Here is a 19845-nt window from a genome sequence, read left to right on the forward strand (position 1 = left end):
CCAAACACAAAAATGTACAACTTATCCCAAACTAAAAGACTCCCCTCCCTTAAAACTTATAACTTAATTTTTTATCTATGTAGCAGCTTTACTTTGGGGCCAATACCTTTTAGGTGGCAGCCCAACTATTATCATCTTAAATTTAATCTAACCTCTTATGCAACAGAGAATCTTGCAGGCCTTCAGTTTTGTTCTAGGCCTAGGAATATTTTTGGGTTTGCCCGAAGCTAAAGCGCAATGTATCCAAACCCAAGATGGGCAACTCCTTCAACCCGATGGCAGCCCCTGCTCGAATACCATTATTACTGCTGTTCCCTTTTTGCGCATTACCCCAGATGCTCGCTTTGGCGCTATGGGAGATGCCGGCATTGCCCTAGATGCCGACCCCAATTCTATGCACTTCAATTCTTCTAACCTCGCCTGGGCCTCTAGCGATGTAGGAGTATCTATGAGTTATACGCCTTGGCTTCGCGCCCTGGGCCTCAATGACGTTTTTCTCTCTTATGTCTCGGTCTACAAACACCTAGATGACCGCCAAACCCTAGGCGGCTCGCTGCGCTATTTCTCCCTAGGAGAAATCCAATATACCGACGACCAAGGAAACGCCCTGCAAACGGTTAGCCCCAGAGAGTTTGAACTCACTGGGGCCTATGCCCGTAAAATGAGCCAAAACTTTTCGGCAGCCATGAACCTCAAGTATATTTATTCTAGCTTAGGAACAGGAGTAGCCGCTGGCGGAGAAACCCTTACGCCCGCCCATGCCTTTGCCGCCGATGTTTCCTTTACCTACAACAAACCCATGAAGGTCAATGATAAGGAAGCGAATCTGCGTATCGGTCTGGCCATGACCAACTTGGGCTCTAAAATTTCTTATACCCAATCTGCCGACCGCGATTATCTGCCCGCCAATATTGGCCTAGGCTCTGCCTTTACCTATGATATTGATGAGCATAACTCGATCACTTTTGCCCTAGATATCAATAAATTGATGGTGCCTACACCAATTCCCCGCAGCATGGAAGACGAAAACGGCAACCTAGTTGATAACCCTGAATATGACAGCGATGGAGATAGCGGCCAAGGAGATGGTACCGCCGACTATAAACAGCAGTCTGTGCCTAGCTCTATTTTCTCTTCTTTTAATGATGCTCCCGCTGGCGCTGGCGAAGAATTTAGAGAACTGATGTACTCTATTGGTATGGAGTATTGGTATAACAAACAGTTTGCTGTACGTGCCGGCCACTATAACGAGCATTCTACTAAAGGGAACCGCAAGTACTTTACTCTAGGCCTTGGCCTGAAGTACAATATCTTTAATATCAACTTCTCTTACCTAGTGCCTGCTGTAGCCGCCCAACGCAACCCACTAGATAATACGCTTCGCTTTTCGCTTGTTTTTGACTTTGGCGAGGCTCCTGAATTTGATACCAAGAAATAAACTGCTTTTTTACAAAAAGTTTGTAATATATTTGGCCAGCTCCCCCCTTGGAGCTGGCCTTTTTTATGGCCTAGCGCTGTGGAGGGGTGGCCGCAGGCCAGACCCAGCCGCCGAAGGCGGCGCAGGGCCGAGCAGACCTGCGAGCCCCGCAACATAGCGCCGCAAGCGAAGCGCTGCGGAGGCCCCAAAATATCGACTAACAAACAACAGAAAACAATATTCTTATGGCTAACATTATCCCTTTTCGGCCAGTTTTGCCCGACCTCAACGACATTATTTCCTTTGACGACTTTTTTGGCACCGCCAAACGCAAGTTCCCCCTCTATTATCGAGATGGCTACTACCAAATGGACCAAGAGCCCAGCCTGCTGATTTATCGAATTATCCGGCACAACCGCAGCCATACCGGCATTATTAGCTGCACCCATGTAGAGGATTATATTCAGGGCCATATCAAACGACATGAGTTTACTCTGGCCGATAAAGAGGCGCGGATGCAAGAGCTTTTTGAGGAGCGCAATGGCGTGATTAAGCCCATTTTGCTCACTTACCCCAATGTGCTAGAAATTGATGCCCTGATTAACCGCATCACGATTTCTATGCCCCCTAGCTTTAAAATTCCCTTTGAAGACGACCAACATGTATTCTGGCTGCTCAAAGAAGAAGAGCATATGCAGCGGCTGCAAGAACTCTTTAAGGATAAAATTCCAAGTAGCTATATCTGCGATGGGCACCACCGCATGACCACCGCCGAACGGCTGTATATGCAACATAAAAGTAAGGAGGCCAAAAATCCTTACCACTATATTATGGCCGCCTATTTTCCCGCTAGCGAAATCCTGATCCATAACTATAATCGCATTCTTAAGTCGCTCAAAGGACTTAGTGAAGAGGAGTTTTTGCAAAAACTAGAGAAATATTATGAGGTCAGCCTAGAACCCATGGCCTTCCGCCCGGTCCGCCGTGGCGAAATGGGCTGCTATATTAAGGGTCGTTGGCGCAAACTTATTTTAAAGGAAGAATATATCCCTGGCGATGAAACCAGCGTGGCCGACAGCCTAGATGTCCACCTCTTCAATCGCTATATTTTACAAGATATTTTGGGCATTGAGGATGTCCGAAATGATGTGGAGGTCCGTTATGTAGGTGGCGTAAAAGGCCCCGCGGCCCTAGAGAGAAAGGTAGACGAAGAATCGGCCTTGGCCGCCTTCAACCTCTATCCCGTGGCCATGGAAGACCTGATTTCTATCTCGGACCTCAGAGGAACCCTGCCCCCAAAATCTACTTATGTAGAACCCCGTATGCGCAACGGCTTTACCGCCCAAATGTATAGCAAAATCTAAGTATAGTCTTAATGAATGCCTAGAACTTGGCTAGACAGCCCTACTTTTGTATCTTCCCCTACCTTCATTTAAGAATCGAATTAAACGACTTATTTTTATGAAATTCGGAACCAAAGTCATTCACGCAGGTATTGAACCCGATCCCGCAACGGGAGCGATTATGACGCCCATTTATCAGACTTCTACTTATGCCCAAAGCTCTCCGGGCCAACATAAAGGTTATGAGTATTCTAGAACGCTCAACCCCACCCGCAAAGCCCTAGAAGATAACTTGGCTGCCCTAGAAAATGGACAGTTTGGCCTTACTTTCGGCTCTGGCCTTGCCGCAGAAGCTGCCCTTTTGCACCTGCTCGATCCAGGCGATGAGGTGATTTCTACCAACGACCTTTATGGCGGATCTTACCGCCTCTTTACGAAGGTCTTTAGCCGCTATGGCATCAAGTTTCAGTTTGTAGGGATGCAGGGCACTGCCGAAATTGAGGCCCATATTACTGAAAAAACCAAGCTCATTTGGGTAGAAACGCCCACCAACCCCATGCTCAATATTATTGATATTGAGGCCATTTGTGCCGTAGCCAAGAAGCACAACATTATGGTTTGTGTAGACAATACTTTTGCTACGCCTTACCTCCAAAACCCCTTGGACCTTGGCGCCGATGTAGTGATGCACTCGGTGACTAAATACCTAGGTGGCCACTCTGATGTGGTGATGGGCGCTTTGGTGGTGAAGGATGAAGCCTTGGCCGAAAAGCTCTATTTTATCCAAAACTCTGTGGGCGCCGTTCCTGGTCCCCAAGATTGTTTCTTGGTCCTTCGTGGCATCAAAACCCTACATCTTCGGGTACAAAGAGCCAGCGAAAATGCCGCTAAAATTGCCGACTTCTTGATGCAGCACCCCAAGGTAGATAAAGTGTATTATCCTGGTTTGGCCCATCATGCGGGACATGAAACCGCCAAAAAGCAGATGCGCGGCTTTGGCGCTATGTTGTCCTTTAACCTCAAGGAGGATACCGCAGAAGCTGCCGCTAAGGTGCTCGAAAAAGTGCATTATTTCACTTGTGCCGAGTCTTTGGGTGGCGTAGAATCGCTCATTGGCCATCCTGCTAGCATGACGCATGCGGCTATTCCCCGCGAAGAGCGCCTCAAAGTGGGCTTGACCGACTCGATCATTCGCCTTTCTGTTGGGGTAGAAGATGCCGATGACCTTTTGGCCGATTTGGATAAGGCCCTAGGATAGCTCCTCCCCTTTTGGAATCTATACGATATAGAGCTGCCGATCTTTTCGGTGGCTCTTTTTTTTGGGGCCTCCGCTGCGGCTCCGCCTTGCGGCGCTACGTTTCGCAGCTCGCTGTTCGCTCGGCCCTGCGGCGGCTGCACCGCCTGGGTCTGGCCTGACGGCCACTGCTGCACATCGCTAGGCCGTTTGGCCTTCGGCCATAGCAGCAGGTTGAAACCCGCAGCTTTTAAGCCGCTGCGGCGAGCAAGATGATGGCCCAACAAGCTTGGCTGCGGCCTTTAGGCTGCAGCTAGCAGCAGTGCCGCCATGGCCGAAGGCCAAACAGCCCATCAAAACCTTTTTGTCCTATTCTGCAGATGCAAAACGGCAGCTTACAGTTGCGGCAAGCTATTCTGCGTCTAGAGGCGGCGAAGCCGCCGGCTGAGGGGCTGTAGCAGGGCCGCCGAAGGCGGCAGACCAAAGCGGCGCAGCCGCTGCAGGGCCGAGCAGACCTGCGAGCTGCGACAACCAGCCCCTATAGGGGCGTCAGTTCGATGACCAACGGGAATAAATGGCCCGACCCAAGGCCGAAGGCCGCAGGGGCAGCCCCAAAACAGCCTCCTAAAGGCATAATAAAAGGGTGAAAAATTAGGCTATTGTGTAGATGAGTAGCGGCCTTAGGGGGCCAAAAAAGGAAATCATCTAGGGACTTAGGCGAAGAGAAGGCTTTAAAATCTTTAGAAAAGCAGTATTTTGAGGGTAGTTCAGTGCTTGATCGGCTTTATTTTGACACTTAAAACGATATTGATGGGGCGATTATATTTTTTGTTTTGCTTTCTTTTGTTTTGGCAGTTTGCAATGGGGCAAGTGCAGCCTCCATCTTGGGCTTGTCGGGATATAGTGGGGTTAGCGGGAGAGCAAATTGATAGTTTGCAGGTCCTTTATTTGCATGAAAAGGAGCTAGAAGACTGGCCCCAAGAGATGCGGCAGGCCAAGGGATTGAGGCGGCTTTGGCTGAGGAAGATGAGTTATATGGACCTGCCCCTTATTTTGGAGCAATTGCAATATCAGCCGCAGTTAGAGCAGCTCTTTTTGAGTGAGAACGAGCTGGCCTTTTTGCCGGCCAGCATTGCTAATTTGCAAGCCTTGCGCATTTTGTATTTGGACCAAAACGAGCTAGATCAGTTGCCTGAAGCCTTGGGGCAATTGCAAGATTTGGAAGAATTGCATTTGGGGGATAATCAGTTGGAGCAATTGCCTGCTTGGTTAGAAGATTTGCCTAATTTGAGAAAGCTCTATCTGCAGGGCAACCCTTTGAGTCAGGAGACCGATGAAAGTAGAGCGGCTTGGGAAGAACTATTTAAAGAAAAGAAAATTCATTGTCAATGGAACAAACAGTAGCACGTCCGGAAGCGGGAGAATTTGCGCCTTTTTATGCCAACTACATCAACTTGGTTCCGGCTAGGCCCATCTTGCCGCAGTTTCAGTTGAATATGGACAAAACCCTTGAGTTATTGGGGCATTTACCTTTGGAGGCTGGCAATTTTGCCTATGCCGAGGGCAAGTGGAGCATAAAGGAATTGGTACAGCACTGCATAGATACCGAGCAAATCATGTTATATAGAGCCCTGCGTTTTGTTCGGAACGATGGGCAGGCCTTGGCTGGATTTGATGAAGACGCTTATGTTGAGGCCCTTAATTTGGATCAGCGGAAGCTTTCGGATCTTTTAGCGGATTGGCAGAGTTTGCGACAATTTAGTCAGCGGTTTTTTTTCCATCTTCGGGCAGAAGATTGGCTAAAGTTGGGTGTAGCTAGTGGCAAAACTTGTTCGGTTCGGGCCTTGGCCTACATCATCTTGGGTCATGAAAGTCATCATCGTAATATATTAGAAGAACGTTACCTTCCTTATGTCTAAACTAGCCAAATTGCAAGATGCCTGGAATTTGGGGCGTCGGATTGGGCCAAAACGATTTTGGAATCTAGTCAAAGTCTACAGCTCCTATTATTATAGTCGTTTATTGGGGCGGCCCAAGCAATGGGGTTTGCCTTTTTCTATTGCTATAGAGCCGACCACGGCCTGCAACCTTAGGTGTCCGGAATGTCCTAGTGGATTGCGCAACTTCTCTAGGCCAACGGGCAACCTCAAGGCGGATTTTTTCAGGAATTTGATGGATCAAATGGGGGGGCAGCTCTTTTACCTGACCTTTTACTTTCAGGGGGAGCCCTACATCAACCCCAACTTTTTGGAGATGGTGGCCTATGCCAAGCAAAAGGGCATTTATACGGCGACCTCTACCAATGCACATTTTTTGAATGAGGCCAATGCGAAGAAAACGATAGAATCGGGTTTGGACCGTTTGATTATCTCTATAGATGGCAGTGATCAGGAGACCTACTCGGCCTATCGGAAGAGTGGAAAGCTGGAGAACGTATTGCAGGGGGCTAGGAATATGGTCAAGTGGCGCAAGAAGTTGAAGAGCAAAACGCCCTATTTGATCTTTCAGTTTTTGGTTGTTCGGCCCAATGAGCATCAGATACCAGACATTTATCGATTGGCGGAAGAGATTGGGGTGGATGAGGTTAAATTGAAGACTGCTCAGATCTATGATTACAAGCAGGGCAACCCCTTGATTCCGACAGAAAGTAAATATGCTCGATATGCCAAGCAGGCGGATGGGAGTTATGTCATCAAGAATGAGTTATTGAATCATTGTTGGAAGCTTTGGCATTCTTGTGTAATTAGTTGGGATGGGCGGGTATTGCCTTGTTGTTTTGACAAAGATGCGCAGCATGAGTTGGGGCAATTGCAGTTGGCTAGTTTTGAGGAAATTTGGTGGTCGGAGGCTTATCAGGAATTTAGGGAATTATTATTTAGGGGTCGGGATCAGATAGACATTTGTCAGAACTGCACAGAGGGTTGTAAAGTTTGGGCGGAGGATTGATTTGGTCCAGTTTGCGGCGGACAGGGCGCGAAGCGCCCGCAGGCCTAGGGGCCTGTAAGGGTGGCCTGAAGGGCCAGACCTAGTTTTTTGAGCGCAGCGAAAAAACGCAGGGCCGAGCAGACTTGCGAGCCCTGTAAGGGCCCGCCGCAGCAAAGCTGCGGAGGCCCCAAAACAGTAGTATCCAAACAAAAAAGGCCTACCTCTGAGGAGGCAGACCTTTTAAATTTGATTGATATTCTGCTAATTAGAAGCAGTACTCATTAGCGTCGATAAGTGTTTTGGCGACTTCACGACCTAGATTTTTGACATTGTATTGTCCGCCTTTGCTAAAGCGTTTCACGCCATTGAGCATCATGCGGAGGGCATCGCCATCGGCGAAAGAGCAGAGTGCATCTTTGGCATTTTTGGCGGCGCGATCGAGGGCATCGTTAAGGAAAATCTTAAGCATTTTTTCGGGATTGCTATTATCTTTTCCGAGTTCGGCTAATTTTTGGACACGGAGAAGGAAAGACTCGGCCACGAAAGCGTCGATCATCAGGTCGGCGATATTCATGCAGACTTCCTGTTCATTTTTGAGGTCCAATTTGCCATCAAGTTGATATTTGGCGGCACCACCGGCCACCATAAGGGCCATTTTCTTGAGTTGTTTAACGGTTTTAATTTCTTGAGCTAGGGGGCCGTCGAGATTTTCGATTTTGGGCATGCTAGCCAACTCCTTTTGCACCTCCCAAGCGGGTCCGGTGATATCGATAGCGCCTTTCATGGCTCTACGCATAGTCATAGAGAAAGTGAGCAGGCGGTTAATTTCGTTGGTTCCTTCAAAGATTCGGTTGATTCGGGCATCGCGATAAGCGCGGGCGGCAGAATACTCTTCAGAGAAGCCATTTCCACCATGGATTTGGACCGTTTCGTCGACTACATAGTCGAGCATTTCGGAGCCGATTACTTTAAGCATAGCGCATTCTACGGCATATTCTTCGGCGGCGATTAGTTTGGCTTCGGCAAAAGTTTTGCCTGCATCCATAAGGGCCTTAGCCTTTTGTTGGAGGAGCATAGAGCTACGGTAGAGGGCCGATTCTGCGGCATAGATTTGAGTAGCTTGTTGGGCCAATTTATGTTGGATCGCGCCAAAATTGCTAATTGGCTGTTTAAATTGATGGCGTTCGTTAGCGTATTGCACGGCTAGGTCGGCATTGCGTTTAGCGCCACCTAGGGTCATCACGCCCAACTTAAATCGGCCTACGTTTAGTACGTTAAAGGCGATGAGGTGGCCTTTTCCGATTTCTCCCAAAACGGCATCCTTAGATACCTTTACATTTTCGAAGAAAACTTGGCGGGTAGAAGAACCTTTGATCCCGAGTTTATCTTCTTCGGCGCCAAGGCTAAGGCCTTCGGCTCCACGTTCTACCAAAAATCCAGTAAACTTATCGCCATCTACTTGAGCGAAGACGATAAAGACATCGGCAAAACCGCCGTTTGTGATCCACATTTTTTGTCCGGTGATAAAGAAATGTTCTCCATCTTCAGAGCGGATCGCCTTAGTTTTAGCGGCTAGGGCATCGGAGCCAGAGCCGGGTTCGGTAAGGCAGTAAGAGGCGGCCATTTGGCCAGCGCAGAGGCTGGGGAGGTACTTTTGTTTTTGTTCTTCGGTGCCATAATAAAGGATAGGGAGCATACCGATACCTGTATGAGCGGCTACAGCAACAGAGAAAGAGCCAGCACGGCCAATTTCTTCTGTGATGATTGTATTGGTATTATTATCCATGGGCATTCCGCCATATTCTTCGGGAATATGTGCGCTGAGAAGGCCCTGCTCACCAGCTACAGCCAAAAGGTCCTTAGCAATATTATTTTCTTGCTTTTCGATTTTGCTGTAATTGGGATAGATATGCGTATCGCAGAAATCCTTCACCATTTGGCGGATCATCTCCTGCTCCTCATTACTTTCTTCGGGGATATAAGTTTCATTAGCTTGGCTATCGCGGACCAAATACTCGGCTCCTTTTAGCACCTCTATTTGTTTATTATCAACAAGTTCTGCCATGATTATATGTTTTTATAGATTATACTTTCTGAATCACTATAGTTTAAGGGGCTGCCTTAAACCCAAAAGAAGAGACAGGGCCTAAAGCCGTATCTCTTCTTTTGGGGAAAAGCGCTTATTGCTAGCGCTATCCTCACAACTCTAAAAATAGCATTTTGTTTGTATTTAAGCAAAAAAGCCGATAATAATTTTTATTTGCAGTCATTTAGGCCAACAAATAATCAACTAATTTGGTAGACATAGTTTTTCGGGGGCTAATCATTAGCGTTTTTTAGGCTTTTTAAAGTAGTCTTCAAAGATGGCGGTTTGGTAGGCTTGGCTACGGAGCAAAAAGGTTTTGTAGCTCTCTACCTTGGGGATATGTTTTTTGACCAACTCTATGCTCACCTTCGTCTTGGCGGGTTTGGCCATAAAGCAGAGGGCATCTAGGTGGATATAGTAGTAGTCTATGGTATATTTTTTCTCTTCTCTTTTTGCTTGGTTTTGAAAATAGGGCAAAGAGTGGCCTTCAAAGCTGTTATAGTCCCTTTTCCAATAAAAGATTTCCTCATCTAGAGCCTCTAGTTCTTCTAGATCTAATTTAATTTTGCCTAGGTTTTTTTTGGGCTTTTTTAGGAGCTGGCTCAGTTTAACTTCTACCGGAAGTTTATACATTTGCCCGTGCAAACTATCGCGGTTAATTTCTGTAATATGTTCTAGGGCGGTATAGACTGGCATATCGGGCAAATTGCTCATAAACTGATAATGCAACAGCCAGTAGCCATCTCGGTGCTTATTGCCTAGGGCTACAGTATACAACATCACACTATCTTGGCCCGAATTCACGTACCATGATTTCAACTCGCCACTTTTTGTTTTATTCTTTTGCCGAAAAACACCTTGACGCAGATGAAAAAGACGCTCTAAGTTGCCATCTAGTTTTTTGTAATGTTCTTTAGAGAGGTAAGCCTCGGCAGGCTGGGCCAACAAGGCCACAGAAGACAGGCTAAACAGGAGCAACATAAAATGACTATTCTTCATAAAAATTAAGTTTAGGAGTGAAGCTAGGCTATAGGGGAAGCCATCAATTTCATTTCAAATTTAGGGTATTGCTTGCTTTATTAAAATTAACTCAAAAATGGATAACTCTTAAATTTTTCAAAATAAAATTCTATTAAATCTATCTATATTAAAATTTTGTGAACTTTTGAAACAGACGGACAGAACAGTTCAGCGTTTAATGCTTGCCTTAATTTCTTGTTTTCAGGAAGCGGCTATTAAAGAAAAGGCGGCGCCTATGTCGGCTTATATGCGAAATCAATTTAGCTTTTTGGGCTTGCCTGCTCCTATTCGGAAAACGACTCAAAAAGTATTTTGGGCTAAACAGCAGCTGCCAAAAGGACAAGATTTGTTTGATTTTGTCGCCTTACTTTGGGCACAAGATTATCGAGAGTTGCATTATCAGGCCATGCAGCTCTTAGAAAAACCCTTGCAAAAAACGGAAAATGCAGAACTCCTCCCCTTTTTGCTGCAGCTCTTGCAAAGCAATAGTTGGTGGGATAGCTGCGATTATATTGGCCCCAAACTCATTGGCCCCTATTTGCAGCGCTTTCCCTCCCTCAAAACAGAGGTTAAAAACTGGGTTCAATCTGAAGACCTCTGGCTCCGAAGAACAGCCCTGCTCTTTCAACTTCGCTATAAAGACAAAACAGATTGGCCCCTCTTGCAAGAAATTATTTTAGAACTAGCCCCCGAAACCAACTTTTTTATCCGAAAAGCAATCGGTTGGTCCCTCAGAGAGTACTCTAAAACCAACGGCCCAGCCGTTACTACTTTTATTCACTCACATGAAGCTAAACTCTCGGGCCTTTCTCGACGAGAAGGACTCAAATGGCTAAAAAATCAACAAAAAAATGGCTAAATTCCACGCCTTATTTCTTGGCTTGCTCTTACTTGCAGCCTGCCAAAATCCCACGCCTCCCCCCAACAATCAAAGCGGCCTTTCGCCCCAACTAGATTCGCTCTATACAGTTGTCGTGGCCAAACACGATAGCATTATGCCCGAAATTGGGCAGCTAGAAGCCTATCAATTTAAACTGCGTAAACTAAGGACTACAGACAGCCTGTCCGCAGAACAAAAAAAGGCCGCTTTGCTCATTTTGGCCCAGCTCAAAAAAGGCCATGAGTCTATGTTTGACTGGATGAACGCCTTTAAAAACCCTCACCTCAATGAAGACTTTTATACCCAAAGCTCAGAAAAAGAACTTTGGAGCTACCTACAAACCGAAGAAGAAAAAATTGAAGAGGTCACTAGGCTGATGCAAAACAGTATGCAAAATGCCAAGGGCTTCCTTGAAGAGATTAAATAAAGATTGTCAATACTATGAATACTAAATTTTTCATCTTTTTGCTCGCCCTCGCTCTCTTGGGCGCCTGTAACTCTGGCCCACAAAAAATACTGCCCGTTTTGGGCCAACCCGAAGTGACCGAAAGAACCGTTGACGGCAAAACGGTCTATGACTCTACCGAACATAAAATTCCAGATTTTAGCCTCTATAACCAAGAAGGCGAAAATATTACCCAGGCTACCGTAAAAGGCAAGGTCTATGTCGCCGATTTCTTCTTTACCTCCTGCCCCACCATCTGCCCCAAGGTGAAAGCCAACCTCAAAAAGGTCTACAAGGAATATAAAGACCAAGACGATTTTCTCCTCCTCTCCCACTCTATCGATGTTAAACACGATACCATTGGCCGCCTCGCTTGGTATGCCGATAAGTTTAATATTGACGCCAAAAGCTGGCATTTGCTCACCGGTAAGCATGAGGATATCTATAAACTCTCCCCAGAATATCTCATTGCAGCCTTGGTCGATGAGGGCGTCCCTGGTGGCTTTGACCATAGTGGCGCCGTCGCCCTAGTCGATCGCCACCGCCGCATCCGAGGAATGTATGATGGTACAGATCCCGAAAAAATGAAGGACCTCATTAAAGATATTGCCATCCTTTTGGCCGAAAAATAAACCGCCTATGCGCCCCTTTTTCCTTTTCTTCCTGCTTTTGGGCCTTTTTGCCTGCAAACAACCCAATGCCTACGGCGATGGCGCCATGCTCTACGAAAAACATTGCGCCAACTGCCATGGCGAGCAAGGCGAAGGCCTAGAAGAACTAATCCCCCCCCTCGCCCAAGCCGATGCCCTGATGCAGGCCGGTACCGCCGCCGCCTGCTGGATCCGATACGGCCTAGATGGCCCTATTCTCGTCAATGGACAAGAATTTGACAATGAAATGCCCGAAAATAAAGCCCTGAGCGCCGTAGAAATTACGAATGTGCTCAATTATATCCGCAATTCTTGGGGCAATAAGGGGGAGTTCCTACAACTCGATCAGGTGCAAAATCAACTTTTAAATTGCCAAAAGTAATTTTTTTGTATTTTGCTTTGGGGCCTCCGCTGCGGCTACGCCTTGCGGCGGTTACTCCCTTCGGTCGTCGAACTGCGAACTAAAGTTCTTGTTGTCGTTTCGGGGCTCGCTATTACTTGCTTCGCTGCGTCGGCTCCCTTTGGTCGGGTCGCTCGGCCCTGCGCAGGCTACGCCCGCTCGGTCTGGCCTACGGCCACCCCTGCACATCGGTTACTCCCTTCGGTCGTCGAACTGCGGCCTAAAGGCCTTGTTGTGGCCAAGGCGGCTTCGCGCCTTTCTGGACCACTTTTCTTGCTCTAAATCTCCTCTTTATGTTTGACCTCAACGCCCATATTCAAGAAATTGAACAGCTGATTCCTCAGGCCGAAAAGCTGCGAAAGCGCAAACTAATTCCCTACTATTTGCTCAAGTCCTTGGCCCTAATTCCTTTGGCCATCGCTTTGCTTTTTGCCTATATTGCTCTGAGCAATTTAGATAGCAAGGCGATTCCGATTCCTACTGGGGTGGCCGCCTTTATTTTTTTTATTGGCGCCATTGTAATTTATAGTAGAGCGGGCCGCAATCGTTTGGACCGCCTGCGGGGCGAGCTAAAAGAAGCGCTTTTGCTGCCGCTTTTGGGCCAGCATCCTCATTTTGAGTATCGGCCAAAAAATAGCTTAACCCTAGATGATTTGCGCAGAGCAGGCTTATTTCAGCCACCGCCCAATATCCTAAAAGGCGAAGATTTGTTTGTGGGCCAAATTGGCAATTTCCCCATCGATTTTTCAGAAATTGAGGCCAAAAGACGGACAGAAAACCGCAGTGGCAACAAGAAAAAGGTCAATATTTCTGTTGTGTTTAAGGGAATTTTTGGCCGCATTCGGCTGCCCAACAGCAGCCAAATTGGATCCACCTTAGTAGTTCCACAATTGATAAAAAACGCCCAAAACTCCAAATGGTTTTCTTGGGTAAACGATGCGCTTTCTATGCTTCAGATTAAGCAAAAGCATATTGAAATTGAGGGGCTGCCCGAATTTTCGGAGCGTTATGCCATTTATGGAGATAGCCCCGAGGGCAGCCGCAAACTATTGCGTTTGGACTTACAGCAGGTTTTGCTAGATATTTCGGCTCGTTGGGAGCGGCCTGTTTATTTTGCTTTTGTGGACCAAACGGCTTATTTGGGCCTTTCTCATAAGGGCAATCGTTTTGAGCTATCTGTTCGCCAGCCCTTGAGTGCGGAAACGGTACGGCAGGAGGCTAAAATATTTTTGCAAGAGTTTCAGGAAATTGAGCATTATATGGAGCTATTGGTCCAGCAGCTCTCTTAGCCCTTCTGCCAAGCCGTCTTTGGCCCAGCGCTGCGGCGGGGTGGCCGAAGGCCAGACCGAGTTTTTGAGCGCAGCGAAAAAACGAAGGGCCGAGCAGACTTGCGAGCCCCAAAGCATAGCGGCGGCCAGCTAGCCAAAGGCTAGCTGGCCGCGGGCCCCAAAAAAGAATAAAGAAGGCCCCCAGCAGCAGAACGCTACGGAGGGCTATTTTTTGGATCTAAATCATCAATTTAATTTGGGCCATCTTGTTCGCCACAAATAATTTCGGCCTCTACACGGCGGTTAACCGCCCCGCCATTTTCGTGCTGCGGCAAAGGTTGAGAGCCACCATGATGAAGAGTAATAATTCTTTTGCGGTCCACCCCTTTTTGGATCAAGGCTCTTTTGACGGCCAGCACCCGTTCCTTAGAGAGGATGAGGTTATTGTAGGCATCGCCAAAAATATCGGTATGTCCGTGCAGGACCACCTTAGCGGAGGGGTATCGTTCTAGGTAATTTTGGACAATCCCCAAGGTTTTCATGGCATGTATCCGTTTAGAAAAGCGGGCTTTATTATCGTGGAAATAGACATTTTTGAGAATCACTCGTTTTTGGCACTCTAAATCTTCTACCGTATTGAGCATATTAGGCATATAATCTACGGGCTGCATAGCTGACTGAATGGGCATATTGGGGCGTTCGCCTAGGCTTTCGGCTTTGGGGATGAGTTCTTCAGACTCATAGACCTTAGACTTTGCGTAGTTAAATTCTGTATAGAAATTATCTAGCTTTGTTTTCATTTCTTGTTGGCTACCCAGGGTAGGGCTAGTTGCTGTTTTGAGCATGAGGTCATTAACCTCAAAATAAGTTCTAAAATTGGCATCTTGTGGTCCCCCGGTAAGGTTGACCACCTTAACGAAATAGGGTAAATTATCGATATGTAGCTCACAGCTAAGGACATCCCCTTTTTGGGGCATAATTGGGAAGCGCTGTTCGGCTTCTAGCTTGGCTAATTGCAATTCATTATTGAGGCGAATATTTTTGACCGTGGCCAATTTGCGCAAAGACTCTTGTTGGCTACTGGGCCGTTTGGGTGTTTCTAGGGCCCAGGCATAAGGGAGGTCGTGGCCGACAAACTCCAGCATATCGTTATGGGTAGAAATATAGATACAATGCAGGACGACCTCTTTGGCGCCGTATTCTACCTTCGAGATGATAAAGTTTTTGTTTTTTTCGCGATATCGGGGCAGGTAATCCACATGAGAGAAATGATCATCAATGAGGGGACGAAAATCCTCTGCTGGGCCTTGGGGGCTAGCCCAGACTGTTGTTGAATTGGGCCAAAAGACCAAGAGCAGACAGCTAAGGAGAAATAAGGGGAGAAATGATTTCATTTTCAGGCATTTGTATATCGAAGACAAGAGAAGTAGCATTTATCTATCTAAAAAAAGAGCAAAGGGCCAAATTTCTAATTGGAAAACATCACTTTCATTGCATTCTATTGAGGCGGACAAGGATAACGGGAGACAAAGATAAGCTATTCCCTTTGCATCTCCAACAAATTGGTTAACAAGCCGTTCCAAATTAACATTTGTAGAAAAACGATGGATATTTACCTTTATTTATTCCTGACTTATCTGCTGCTTTAAATAAAATTTTTATGTTGTACTATTTTATACCAACCACCAATTTGTTGGCCAAATTCCATATTTGCCATTTATCTTTTCCATTCCTTTTTTTCTTGGCGTTTTCTTGCCATTCTAAGTTGGCGCAGACGGAGCCCAGAAGAAGCTTAAGCAAACAGTTAGAAAAAGAGGGATTACATTTGGGTAATCCGGTCTTGATTCGGATCTTCAAGGCGGAGCGGCGCTTAGAATTATGGATGCAAAAAGAAACGCATTTCCCCTATACTTTAGTACAAAAGTATCCTATTTGCAGCTATGGTACTAAAGGCTTGGGGCCAAAATTCAAGGAGGGCGATGGTCGGGCGCCAGAGGGAATTTATGAGGTCCAAAAATCGCAGCTCCAGCCCAAGAGCAAATATCATTTAGCCTTCAATTTGGGTTATCCGAATGCCTATGACAGAGCCCATCAGCGGACGGGTTCTTTTTTGATGGTACATGGCGACTGTGTTTCTATTGGTTGTTATGCCATGACCGATGCTGCTATTGAGGAAATTTATGGGGCGGTAGCGGCGGCTTTATCTGCGGGGCAATCCTCGGTGCAGGTTCATTGCTATCCCTTTGCCTTAGAACAGGCCGTTTTAGACCAACATAAGGATAGCCCCTACTTTGATTTTTGGTCCAATTTGGCCGATGCTTATCAGTTGTTTGAGGAGCAAAAGCAGCCTTTGGTTTGGGAGGTTGAGCAAAAGCGCTATGTTTTTCTGCCTTAAACTTGGGAGGCAGCCCACTTTTTAGTTTTTGGCTACGTATTTTAAACAAACTTATTATTACGGACCTCATCTAAATAAAATCATTTATGCGTATCATCTACCTGCTTTTTTTGTCTTCTTTGCCGACCTTATTTTGGGCCCAAAAGATTTCGCCCATCATTGATATGGAGCAAGAGTCCTTAATTGACTGTTTTTTATTGTTGGAGCAGCAGGCTGACTTTCCTGAGCTTCCCAAAAGGGGGAAATTGGCCAAGGGAACTTATGTCTTTGCCCAACTCCAAAAAGCGCAGGCTGTGCAGGCGCCTATTTTGGCCCAATTAGAGAATTTAGAGGTTCAGCATCAGTCTTTTTTAGTGGTCAATGCAATAAGAGTTTGGGCCAAAGCAAGCGATTTGGAGCAGTTGGCCCAGCGAGCCGATATTGCCCGCATTCTCCCCAACCCCAATATGCAGGCGAGTTTTCCAGTAGCCCATGGCAGCAAAAGCTATAGCAATTGGGGGATTGAGCAGGTTCGGGCGCAGCTTCTCTGGGCCTTGGGCTTTAAGGGCGCTGGCGTAGTGCTAGCGGGCCAAGATACGGGCTACGATTGGGAGCATCCGGCCATTAATAGCCAATATAGAGGAACGGCCCAAAACGACCATAATTATAACTGGCATGATGCCATACATGAGGCCAGCCCCTTGCACAATAATTCAGATAATCCCTGTGGCTTTGATGCCCAAGCCCCCTGCGACGACCATGCTCACGGTACCCATACTATGGGGACCATGACGGGCCTGGCCCCCAACGAAAATATTGGCCTTGCCCCTGAGGCCCAATGGATGGGCTGCCGAAATATGGACCGAGGCTGGGGCAGCCCCGCCAGCTATTTAGAATGCTTTGAGTGGTTTTTGGCCCCCACAAACCTTAGTGGTAGCGATGCAGACCCCAGCAAAGCACCCGATGTGATCAACAACTCCTGGGGCTGCCCTCCCGTAGAGGGCTGCCACTCCGATAACTTCGCCCTGCTTCGACAAGCGGTGATCAACCTCAAGGCAGCGGGGATTATGGTGGTCGTTTCGGCTGGCAATGACGGACCTAGCTGCGGCAGTATTCAAAATCCAGCCGCTATTTTTGGAGAATCTTTTGTGGTGGCCGCCAGTACTATAGAGGACCAAATTGCAGGCTTTAGTAGCCGCGGGCCATCCCTTAATCCAAGCAACGACAAGCCCAAGCCAGACATTGCCGCTCCCGGGGTCAATATCCGCTCTTCGGTCCTCAATGAGGGCTATAGCAGCTCTTCGGGCACTAGCATGGCAGGCCCTCATGTAGCTGCGGCCGTGGCCCTTTTGCTCTCTGCCGCCCCCGAGCTCAAGGGAGATGTAGAGCGCATAGAAGAAATTTTGCGGCAATCGGCTTTGCCCTTGCCCGGCGAAGATTGTGGCGGCTTGACCCAAGATGCCCATCCCAATTTTAGTGCTGGTTGGGGCCGCCTAGATATTTGGCGGGCGCTGGCCTTGGTCCGTCCCAATTTAGTCTACCCCATCATGGAAGATAATGCCTACAAATTGAGTATCTTGCCCAACCCTAGCCAAGGAAAACTCATTGTATTATTGCCCGATAGCTATGATGAAATAGAATATCGCCTCTTCAATTTATTGGGCCAAGAGGTCGCCCGAGGCGAGGCACCACTTTTGGGCCGCAGCTTGCCGCTAGATTTTTCGGCCATTCCCCAAGGAAGTTATTTGCTCAATCTTTGGCCCAAAGGACGAAAAAGCGAGCAGTTTTCAGCAAAGTTGATTCTGCAGCATTAGGGGCCTCCGCAGCAAAGCTGCGGCGCTATGTTGCGGGGCTCGCAAGTCTGCTCGGCCCTGCGCCGCCTTTGGCGGCTGGGTCTGGCCTGCGGCCACCCCTGCACAGCGCTAGGCCATTTTTGGCCTTCGGCCAAGGCGGCTTTGCCGCCTCCCCATTTCCCAAGCCCCTATTTGAACCACCAATTTACCAACTATGAGAATATTAAAGCATTGGAAAAAAATGGCCTATTTGGCTTTAGGGCTTTCTGCTACGGCTCTTATTTTACTCCTTTCGGTCAATTATGCTATGTTGAGCTGGGCCAAAGGGCAATCTTACCAAGATGTGGAGCAGATTGAGGCTAGAGAAGTCGCCTTAGTTTTGGGCACCTCTCGTTCGGTCAATGGCCGTTATGAAAATCCTTTTTTTAGTTTGCGCATGAAAGCCGCCGCCGAGCTTTATCATGCCGGCAAAGTGAAGCATTTTTTAGTGAGTGGCGACAACAGCAACCACAATTATAATGAGCCCCGAGATATGCGTGAAAAGCTCATTAAGTTAGGCGTTCCTGCCTCGGCCATTACGATGGATTTTGCGGGTTTGCGGACCTTAGACTCGGTGGTGCGGGCCAAAAAGATTTTTCAGCAGCAAAAGATTACTATTATTTCTCAGGGTTTTCATAATCCTCGGGCCTTATGGATTGCTAGCGCCTGTGGTATAGATGCCATTGCCTATGATGCAGACTTTCCGAAATGGTCCAATAAGAAAGTGATTTACAGAGAATATTTGGCCCGTTTGGGGGCTTGGGTAGATTTATATATCTTAGGGACAGCACCCAAGTATTTGGGAGAAAAAATAGATATTCAAGTTTAAAATTGCCCATAAAAAATGAAAGCTAAGTCATTAGTGGTAGCCAACTGGAAGATGAATAAATCTTATATTCCAGGGATCATGCTACTGAATCAGATTATTTCGGCCCTAGAACCTTTGCCCGAGGGCAAAGAAATGGTGATTTGTCCGCCCTACATTCATTTGCAGACGGCCCAGACCTTGGCCAAAGATCGTTTTGATGTATATATTGGGGCCCAGAACTGCCATATTCAGAAAGAGGGGGCTTATACGGGAGAGATTTCGGCCTCTATGTTGGCGGATTTGGGTCTTAAGTATGTAATTTTGGGCCATTCTGAGCGCAGAAGAGATTTTGCTGAAGATGCTAAGATGCTCACGGCCAAAGTCAAGCAAGCATTGCGTCAGGGCTTGCAGCCGATCTATTGTTTTGGAGAGCCTTGGCCGGTTCGGAAGGAGGGCCAAGCGCAGGTTTTTGTAGAGCAGCAATTGCAGGACGTTTTGGGGCAACTAGATGTCCAGCAGATGGAGCGGATCGTTTTGGCCTATGAGCCGATTTGGGCCATTGGCACGGGGCAGACGGCTAGTCCGGCAGAGGCCGAAGAAATGCATGCTTTTATTCGGGCTTATTTGGCCAAACAATTTTCTGAGGATTTGGCCCAGAGAACGACTATTTTGTATGGTGGAAGTTGCAAGCCGAGCAATGCGGCAGCCCTTTTTGCCCAGCCCAACATCAATGGGGCTTTGGTGGGCGGTGCATCTTTAGATGCTGAAGACTTTTTGGCTATAGTAGAAGCTGCACGCAAGAAATTATAATTTGCGCAATTGCTTTTTAGCTTGAAGCCCTTGGCAACTAGTTGCCAGGGGCTTCTTTGTTTGGTCCATTTTGCATCTAGAGGCGGCGAAGCCGCCGGCTGAGGGATGGATAGCAGTGGCCGAAGGCCAGACCTAGGGCTTTTGAAGCGCAGCGAAAAAGCCCGCAGGGCCGAGCGAACAGCGAGCTGCGACACAGCCCGACCCGAGCCAAAGGCGAGGGGCAGCCCCAAAACCTCATCAGATAGAAAATAAAATAATAGTAGCAATGGCTTATAAATAGGCATTGACTTACGTTAAAGTAAATAAATTGCGCTAAACTGCTAATCCTGCCCTATTTTTGTGACTTTGACTTT

18 protein-coding genes are annotated in these 19845 nt (G+C 47.3%); 15 read left to right on the top strand and 3 right to left on the bottom strand.

All coding sequences use genetic code 11. The features are described 5' to 3' along the window. Positions 1 to 157 precede the first annotated feature (157 nt). The 6 genes from porV to SAPGRDRAFT_RS03740 all read left to right on the top strand — a co-directional run bounded on the left by porV (position 158) and on the right by SAPGRDRAFT_RS03740 (position 6940). Positions 158 to 1438, top strand: a complete 1281-nt coding sequence (gene porV / locus SAPGRDRAFT_RS03715) for a type IX secretion system outer membrane channel protein PorV (protein ID WP_002657291.1) — start codon at positions 158 to 160, stop codon at positions 1436 to 1438. 224 nt (positions 1439 to 1662) lie between these two features. Continuing rightward, a complete protein-coding gene (locus SAPGRDRAFT_RS03720) occupies positions 1663 to 2781 on the top strand; it encodes a DUF1015 family protein (RefSeq protein WP_002657292.1) in 1119 nt (372 codons plus the stop codon). Between the two features lie 97 nt (positions 2782 to 2878). Next, a complete protein-coding gene (locus tag SAPGRDRAFT_RS03725; RefSeq protein ID WP_002657294.1) occupies positions 2879 to 4018 on the top strand; it encodes a cystathionine gamma-synthase in 1140 nt (379 codons plus the stop codon). A 786-nt stretch (positions 4019 to 4804) separates the two neighbouring features. After that, complete coding sequence (locus SAPGRDRAFT_RS03730; RefSeq protein WP_002657296.1) at positions 4805 to 5398, top strand: leucine-rich repeat domain-containing protein; 594 nt, start codon at positions 4805 to 4807, stop codon at positions 5396 to 5398. Then, positions 5383 to 5913 (top strand): DinB family protein, encoded by a 531-nt coding sequence (locus tag SAPGRDRAFT_RS03735; RefSeq protein ID WP_002657299.1) that lies wholly within the window; start codon positions 5383 to 5385, stop codon positions 5911 to 5913. Before SAPGRDRAFT_RS03730 ends, SAPGRDRAFT_RS03735 begins: the two co-directional genes overlap by 16 nt. Continuing rightward, positions 5906 to 6940, top strand: a complete 1035-nt coding sequence (locus SAPGRDRAFT_RS03740) for a radical SAM/SPASM domain-containing protein (protein ID WP_002657301.1) — start codon at positions 5906 to 5908, stop codon at positions 6938 to 6940. The genes SAPGRDRAFT_RS03735 and SAPGRDRAFT_RS03740 overlap by 8 nt, the downstream gene beginning before the upstream one ends. Before the next feature lie 244 nt (positions 6941 to 7184). Here SAPGRDRAFT_RS03740 and SAPGRDRAFT_RS03745 read toward each other — a convergent pair whose 3' ends face one another. Continuing rightward, on the bottom strand, positions 7185 to 8984 hold the full coding sequence (locus SAPGRDRAFT_RS03745) for an acyl-CoA dehydrogenase family protein (RefSeq protein WP_002657303.1): 1800 nt from the start codon (positions 8982 to 8984) through the stop codon (positions 7185 to 7187). Positions 8985 to 9245: 261 nt separating this feature from the next. Continuing rightward, on the bottom strand, positions 9246 to 10004 hold the full coding sequence (locus tag SAPGRDRAFT_RS03750; protein WP_002657305.1) for a hypothetical protein: 759 nt from the start codon (positions 10002 to 10004) through the stop codon (positions 9246 to 9248). A 166-nt stretch (positions 10005 to 10170) separates the two neighbouring features. Between SAPGRDRAFT_RS03750 and SAPGRDRAFT_RS03755 the strand changes: the two genes are divergently transcribed. From SAPGRDRAFT_RS03755 to SAPGRDRAFT_RS03775, 5 genes are all read left to right on the top strand, one after another. After that, positions 10171 to 10884, top strand: a complete 714-nt coding sequence (locus SAPGRDRAFT_RS03755) for a DNA alkylation repair protein (RefSeq protein ID WP_002657307.1) — start codon at positions 10171 to 10173, stop codon at positions 10882 to 10884. Further along, positions 10877 to 11332 (top strand): hypothetical protein, encoded by a 456-nt coding sequence (locus SAPGRDRAFT_RS03760; RefSeq protein WP_002657309.1) that lies wholly within the window; start codon positions 10877 to 10879, stop codon positions 11330 to 11332. Before SAPGRDRAFT_RS03755 ends, SAPGRDRAFT_RS03760 begins: the two co-directional genes overlap by 8 nt. Before the next feature lie 14 nt (positions 11333 to 11346). Then, positions 11347 to 11982, top strand: a complete 636-nt coding sequence (locus SAPGRDRAFT_RS03765) for an SCO family protein (protein WP_002657310.1) — start codon at positions 11347 to 11349, stop codon at positions 11980 to 11982. A gap of 7 nt (positions 11983 to 11989) precedes the next feature. Then, positions 11990 to 12382 (top strand): c-type cytochrome, encoded by a 393-nt coding sequence (locus SAPGRDRAFT_RS03770; RefSeq protein WP_002657311.1) that lies wholly within the window; start codon positions 11990 to 11992, stop codon positions 12380 to 12382. Positions 12383 to 12693: 311 nt separating this feature from the next. Further along, positions 12694 to 13689, top strand: coding sequence for a DUF3137 domain-containing protein (locus SAPGRDRAFT_RS03775; RefSeq protein ID WP_002657312.1), 996 nt, complete (start codon positions 12694 to 12696; stop codon positions 13687 to 13689). Between the two features lie 230 nt (positions 13690 to 13919). Here SAPGRDRAFT_RS03775 and SAPGRDRAFT_RS03780 read toward each other — a convergent pair whose 3' ends face one another. Then, the gene (locus tag SAPGRDRAFT_RS03780; protein ID WP_002657313.1) at positions 13920 to 15062 is read right to left on the bottom strand and encodes an OmpA family protein; all 1143 of its coding nucleotides are present in this window, start codon (positions 15060 to 15062) and stop codon (positions 13920 to 13922) included. 266 nt (positions 15063 to 15328) lie between these two features. On the opposite strand from SAPGRDRAFT_RS03780, the gene SAPGRDRAFT_RS03785 reads away from it, so the two are divergent. From SAPGRDRAFT_RS03785 to tpiA, 4 genes are all read left to right on the top strand, one after another. Beyond that, positions 15329 to 16063, top strand: a complete 735-nt coding sequence (locus SAPGRDRAFT_RS03785; protein ID WP_002657314.1) for a L,D-transpeptidase family protein — start codon at positions 15329 to 15331, stop codon at positions 16061 to 16063. Positions 16064 to 16149: 86 nt separating this feature from the next. After that, on the top strand, positions 16150 to 17856 hold the full coding sequence (locus SAPGRDRAFT_RS03790; protein WP_002657315.1) for a S8 family peptidase: 1707 nt from the start codon (positions 16150 to 16152) through the stop codon (positions 17854 to 17856). Between the two features lie 193 nt (positions 17857 to 18049). Then, positions 18050 to 18703: a SanA/YdcF family protein gene (locus SAPGRDRAFT_RS03795; protein WP_253271259.1), complete on the top strand. Its 654-nt coding sequence runs from the start codon at positions 18050 to 18052 to the stop codon at positions 18701 to 18703. A gap of 15 nt (positions 18704 to 18718) precedes the next feature. Next, a complete protein-coding gene (tpiA, locus tag SAPGRDRAFT_RS03800) occupies positions 18719 to 19492 on the top strand; it encodes a triose-phosphate isomerase (protein ID WP_002657317.1) in 774 nt (257 codons plus the stop codon). The last annotated feature ends 353 nt before the right edge of the window (positions 19493 to 19845 follow it).

Origin of the sequence: Saprospira grandis DSM 2844 (assembly GCF_000275825.1) — a bacterium.
Taxonomy (GTDB): Bacteria; Bacteroidota; Bacteroidia; order Chitinophagales; family Saprospiraceae; genus Saprospira; species Saprospira grandis_A.

What these genes read in the sequence shown, in the direction of transcription:
- porV (WP_002657291.1), top strand. Translation starts at nt 158, where the DNA reads ATGCAACAGAGAATCTTGCAGGCCTTCAGTTTTGTTCTAGGCCTAGGA.
- SAPGRDRAFT_RS03720 (WP_002657292.1), top strand. Translation starts at nt 1,663, where the DNA reads ATGGCTAACATTATCCCTTTTCGGCCAGTTTTGCCCGACCTCAACGAC.
- SAPGRDRAFT_RS03725 (WP_002657294.1), top strand. Translation starts at nt 2,879, where the DNA reads ATGAAATTCGGAACCAAAGTCATTCACGCAGGTATTGAACCCGATCCC.
- SAPGRDRAFT_RS03730 (WP_002657296.1), top strand. Translation starts at nt 4,805, where the DNA reads ATGGGGCGATTATATTTTTTGTTTTGCTTTCTTTTGTTTTGGCAGTTT.
- SAPGRDRAFT_RS03735 (WP_002657299.1), top strand. Translation starts at nt 5,383, where the DNA reads ATGGAACAAACAGTAGCACGTCCGGAAGCGGGAGAATTTGCGCCTTTT.
- SAPGRDRAFT_RS03740 (WP_002657301.1), top strand. Translation starts at nt 5,906, where the DNA reads ATGTCTAAACTAGCCAAATTGCAAGATGCCTGGAATTTGGGGCGTCGG.
- SAPGRDRAFT_RS03745 (WP_002657303.1), bottom strand. Translation starts at nt 8,984, where the DNA reads ATGGCAGAACTTGTTGATAATAAACAAATAGAGGTGCTAAAAGGAGCC.
- SAPGRDRAFT_RS03750 (WP_002657305.1), bottom strand. Translation starts at nt 10,004, where the DNA reads ATGAAGAATAGTCATTTTATGTTGCTCCTGTTTAGCCTGTCTTCTGTG.
- SAPGRDRAFT_RS03760 (WP_002657309.1), top strand. Translation starts at nt 10,877, where the DNA reads ATGGCTAAATTCCACGCCTTATTTCTTGGCTTGCTCTTACTTGCAGCC.
- SAPGRDRAFT_RS03765 (WP_002657310.1), top strand. Translation starts at nt 11,347, where the DNA reads ATGAATACTAAATTTTTCATCTTTTTGCTCGCCCTCGCTCTCTTGGGC.
- SAPGRDRAFT_RS03770 (WP_002657311.1), top strand. Translation starts at nt 11,990, where the DNA reads ATGCGCCCCTTTTTCCTTTTCTTCCTGCTTTTGGGCCTTTTTGCCTGC.
- SAPGRDRAFT_RS03775 (WP_002657312.1), top strand. Translation starts at nt 12,694, where the DNA reads ATGTTTGACCTCAACGCCCATATTCAAGAAATTGAACAGCTGATTCCT.
- SAPGRDRAFT_RS03780 (WP_002657313.1), bottom strand. Translation starts at nt 15,062, where the DNA reads ATGAAATCATTTCTCCCCTTATTTCTCCTTAGCTGTCTGCTCTTGGTC.
- SAPGRDRAFT_RS03785 (WP_002657314.1), top strand. Translation starts at nt 15,329, where the DNA reads ATGTTGTACTATTTTATACCAACCACCAATTTGTTGGCCAAATTCCAT.
- SAPGRDRAFT_RS03790 (WP_002657315.1), top strand. Translation starts at nt 16,150, where the DNA reads ATGCGTATCATCTACCTGCTTTTTTTGTCTTCTTTGCCGACCTTATTT.
- SAPGRDRAFT_RS03795 (WP_253271259.1), top strand. Translation starts at nt 18,050, where the DNA reads ATGAGAATATTAAAGCATTGGAAAAAAATGGCCTATTTGGCTTTAGGG.
- tpiA (WP_002657317.1), top strand. Translation starts at nt 18,719, where the DNA reads ATGAAAGCTAAGTCATTAGTGGTAGCCAACTGGAAGATGAATAAATCT.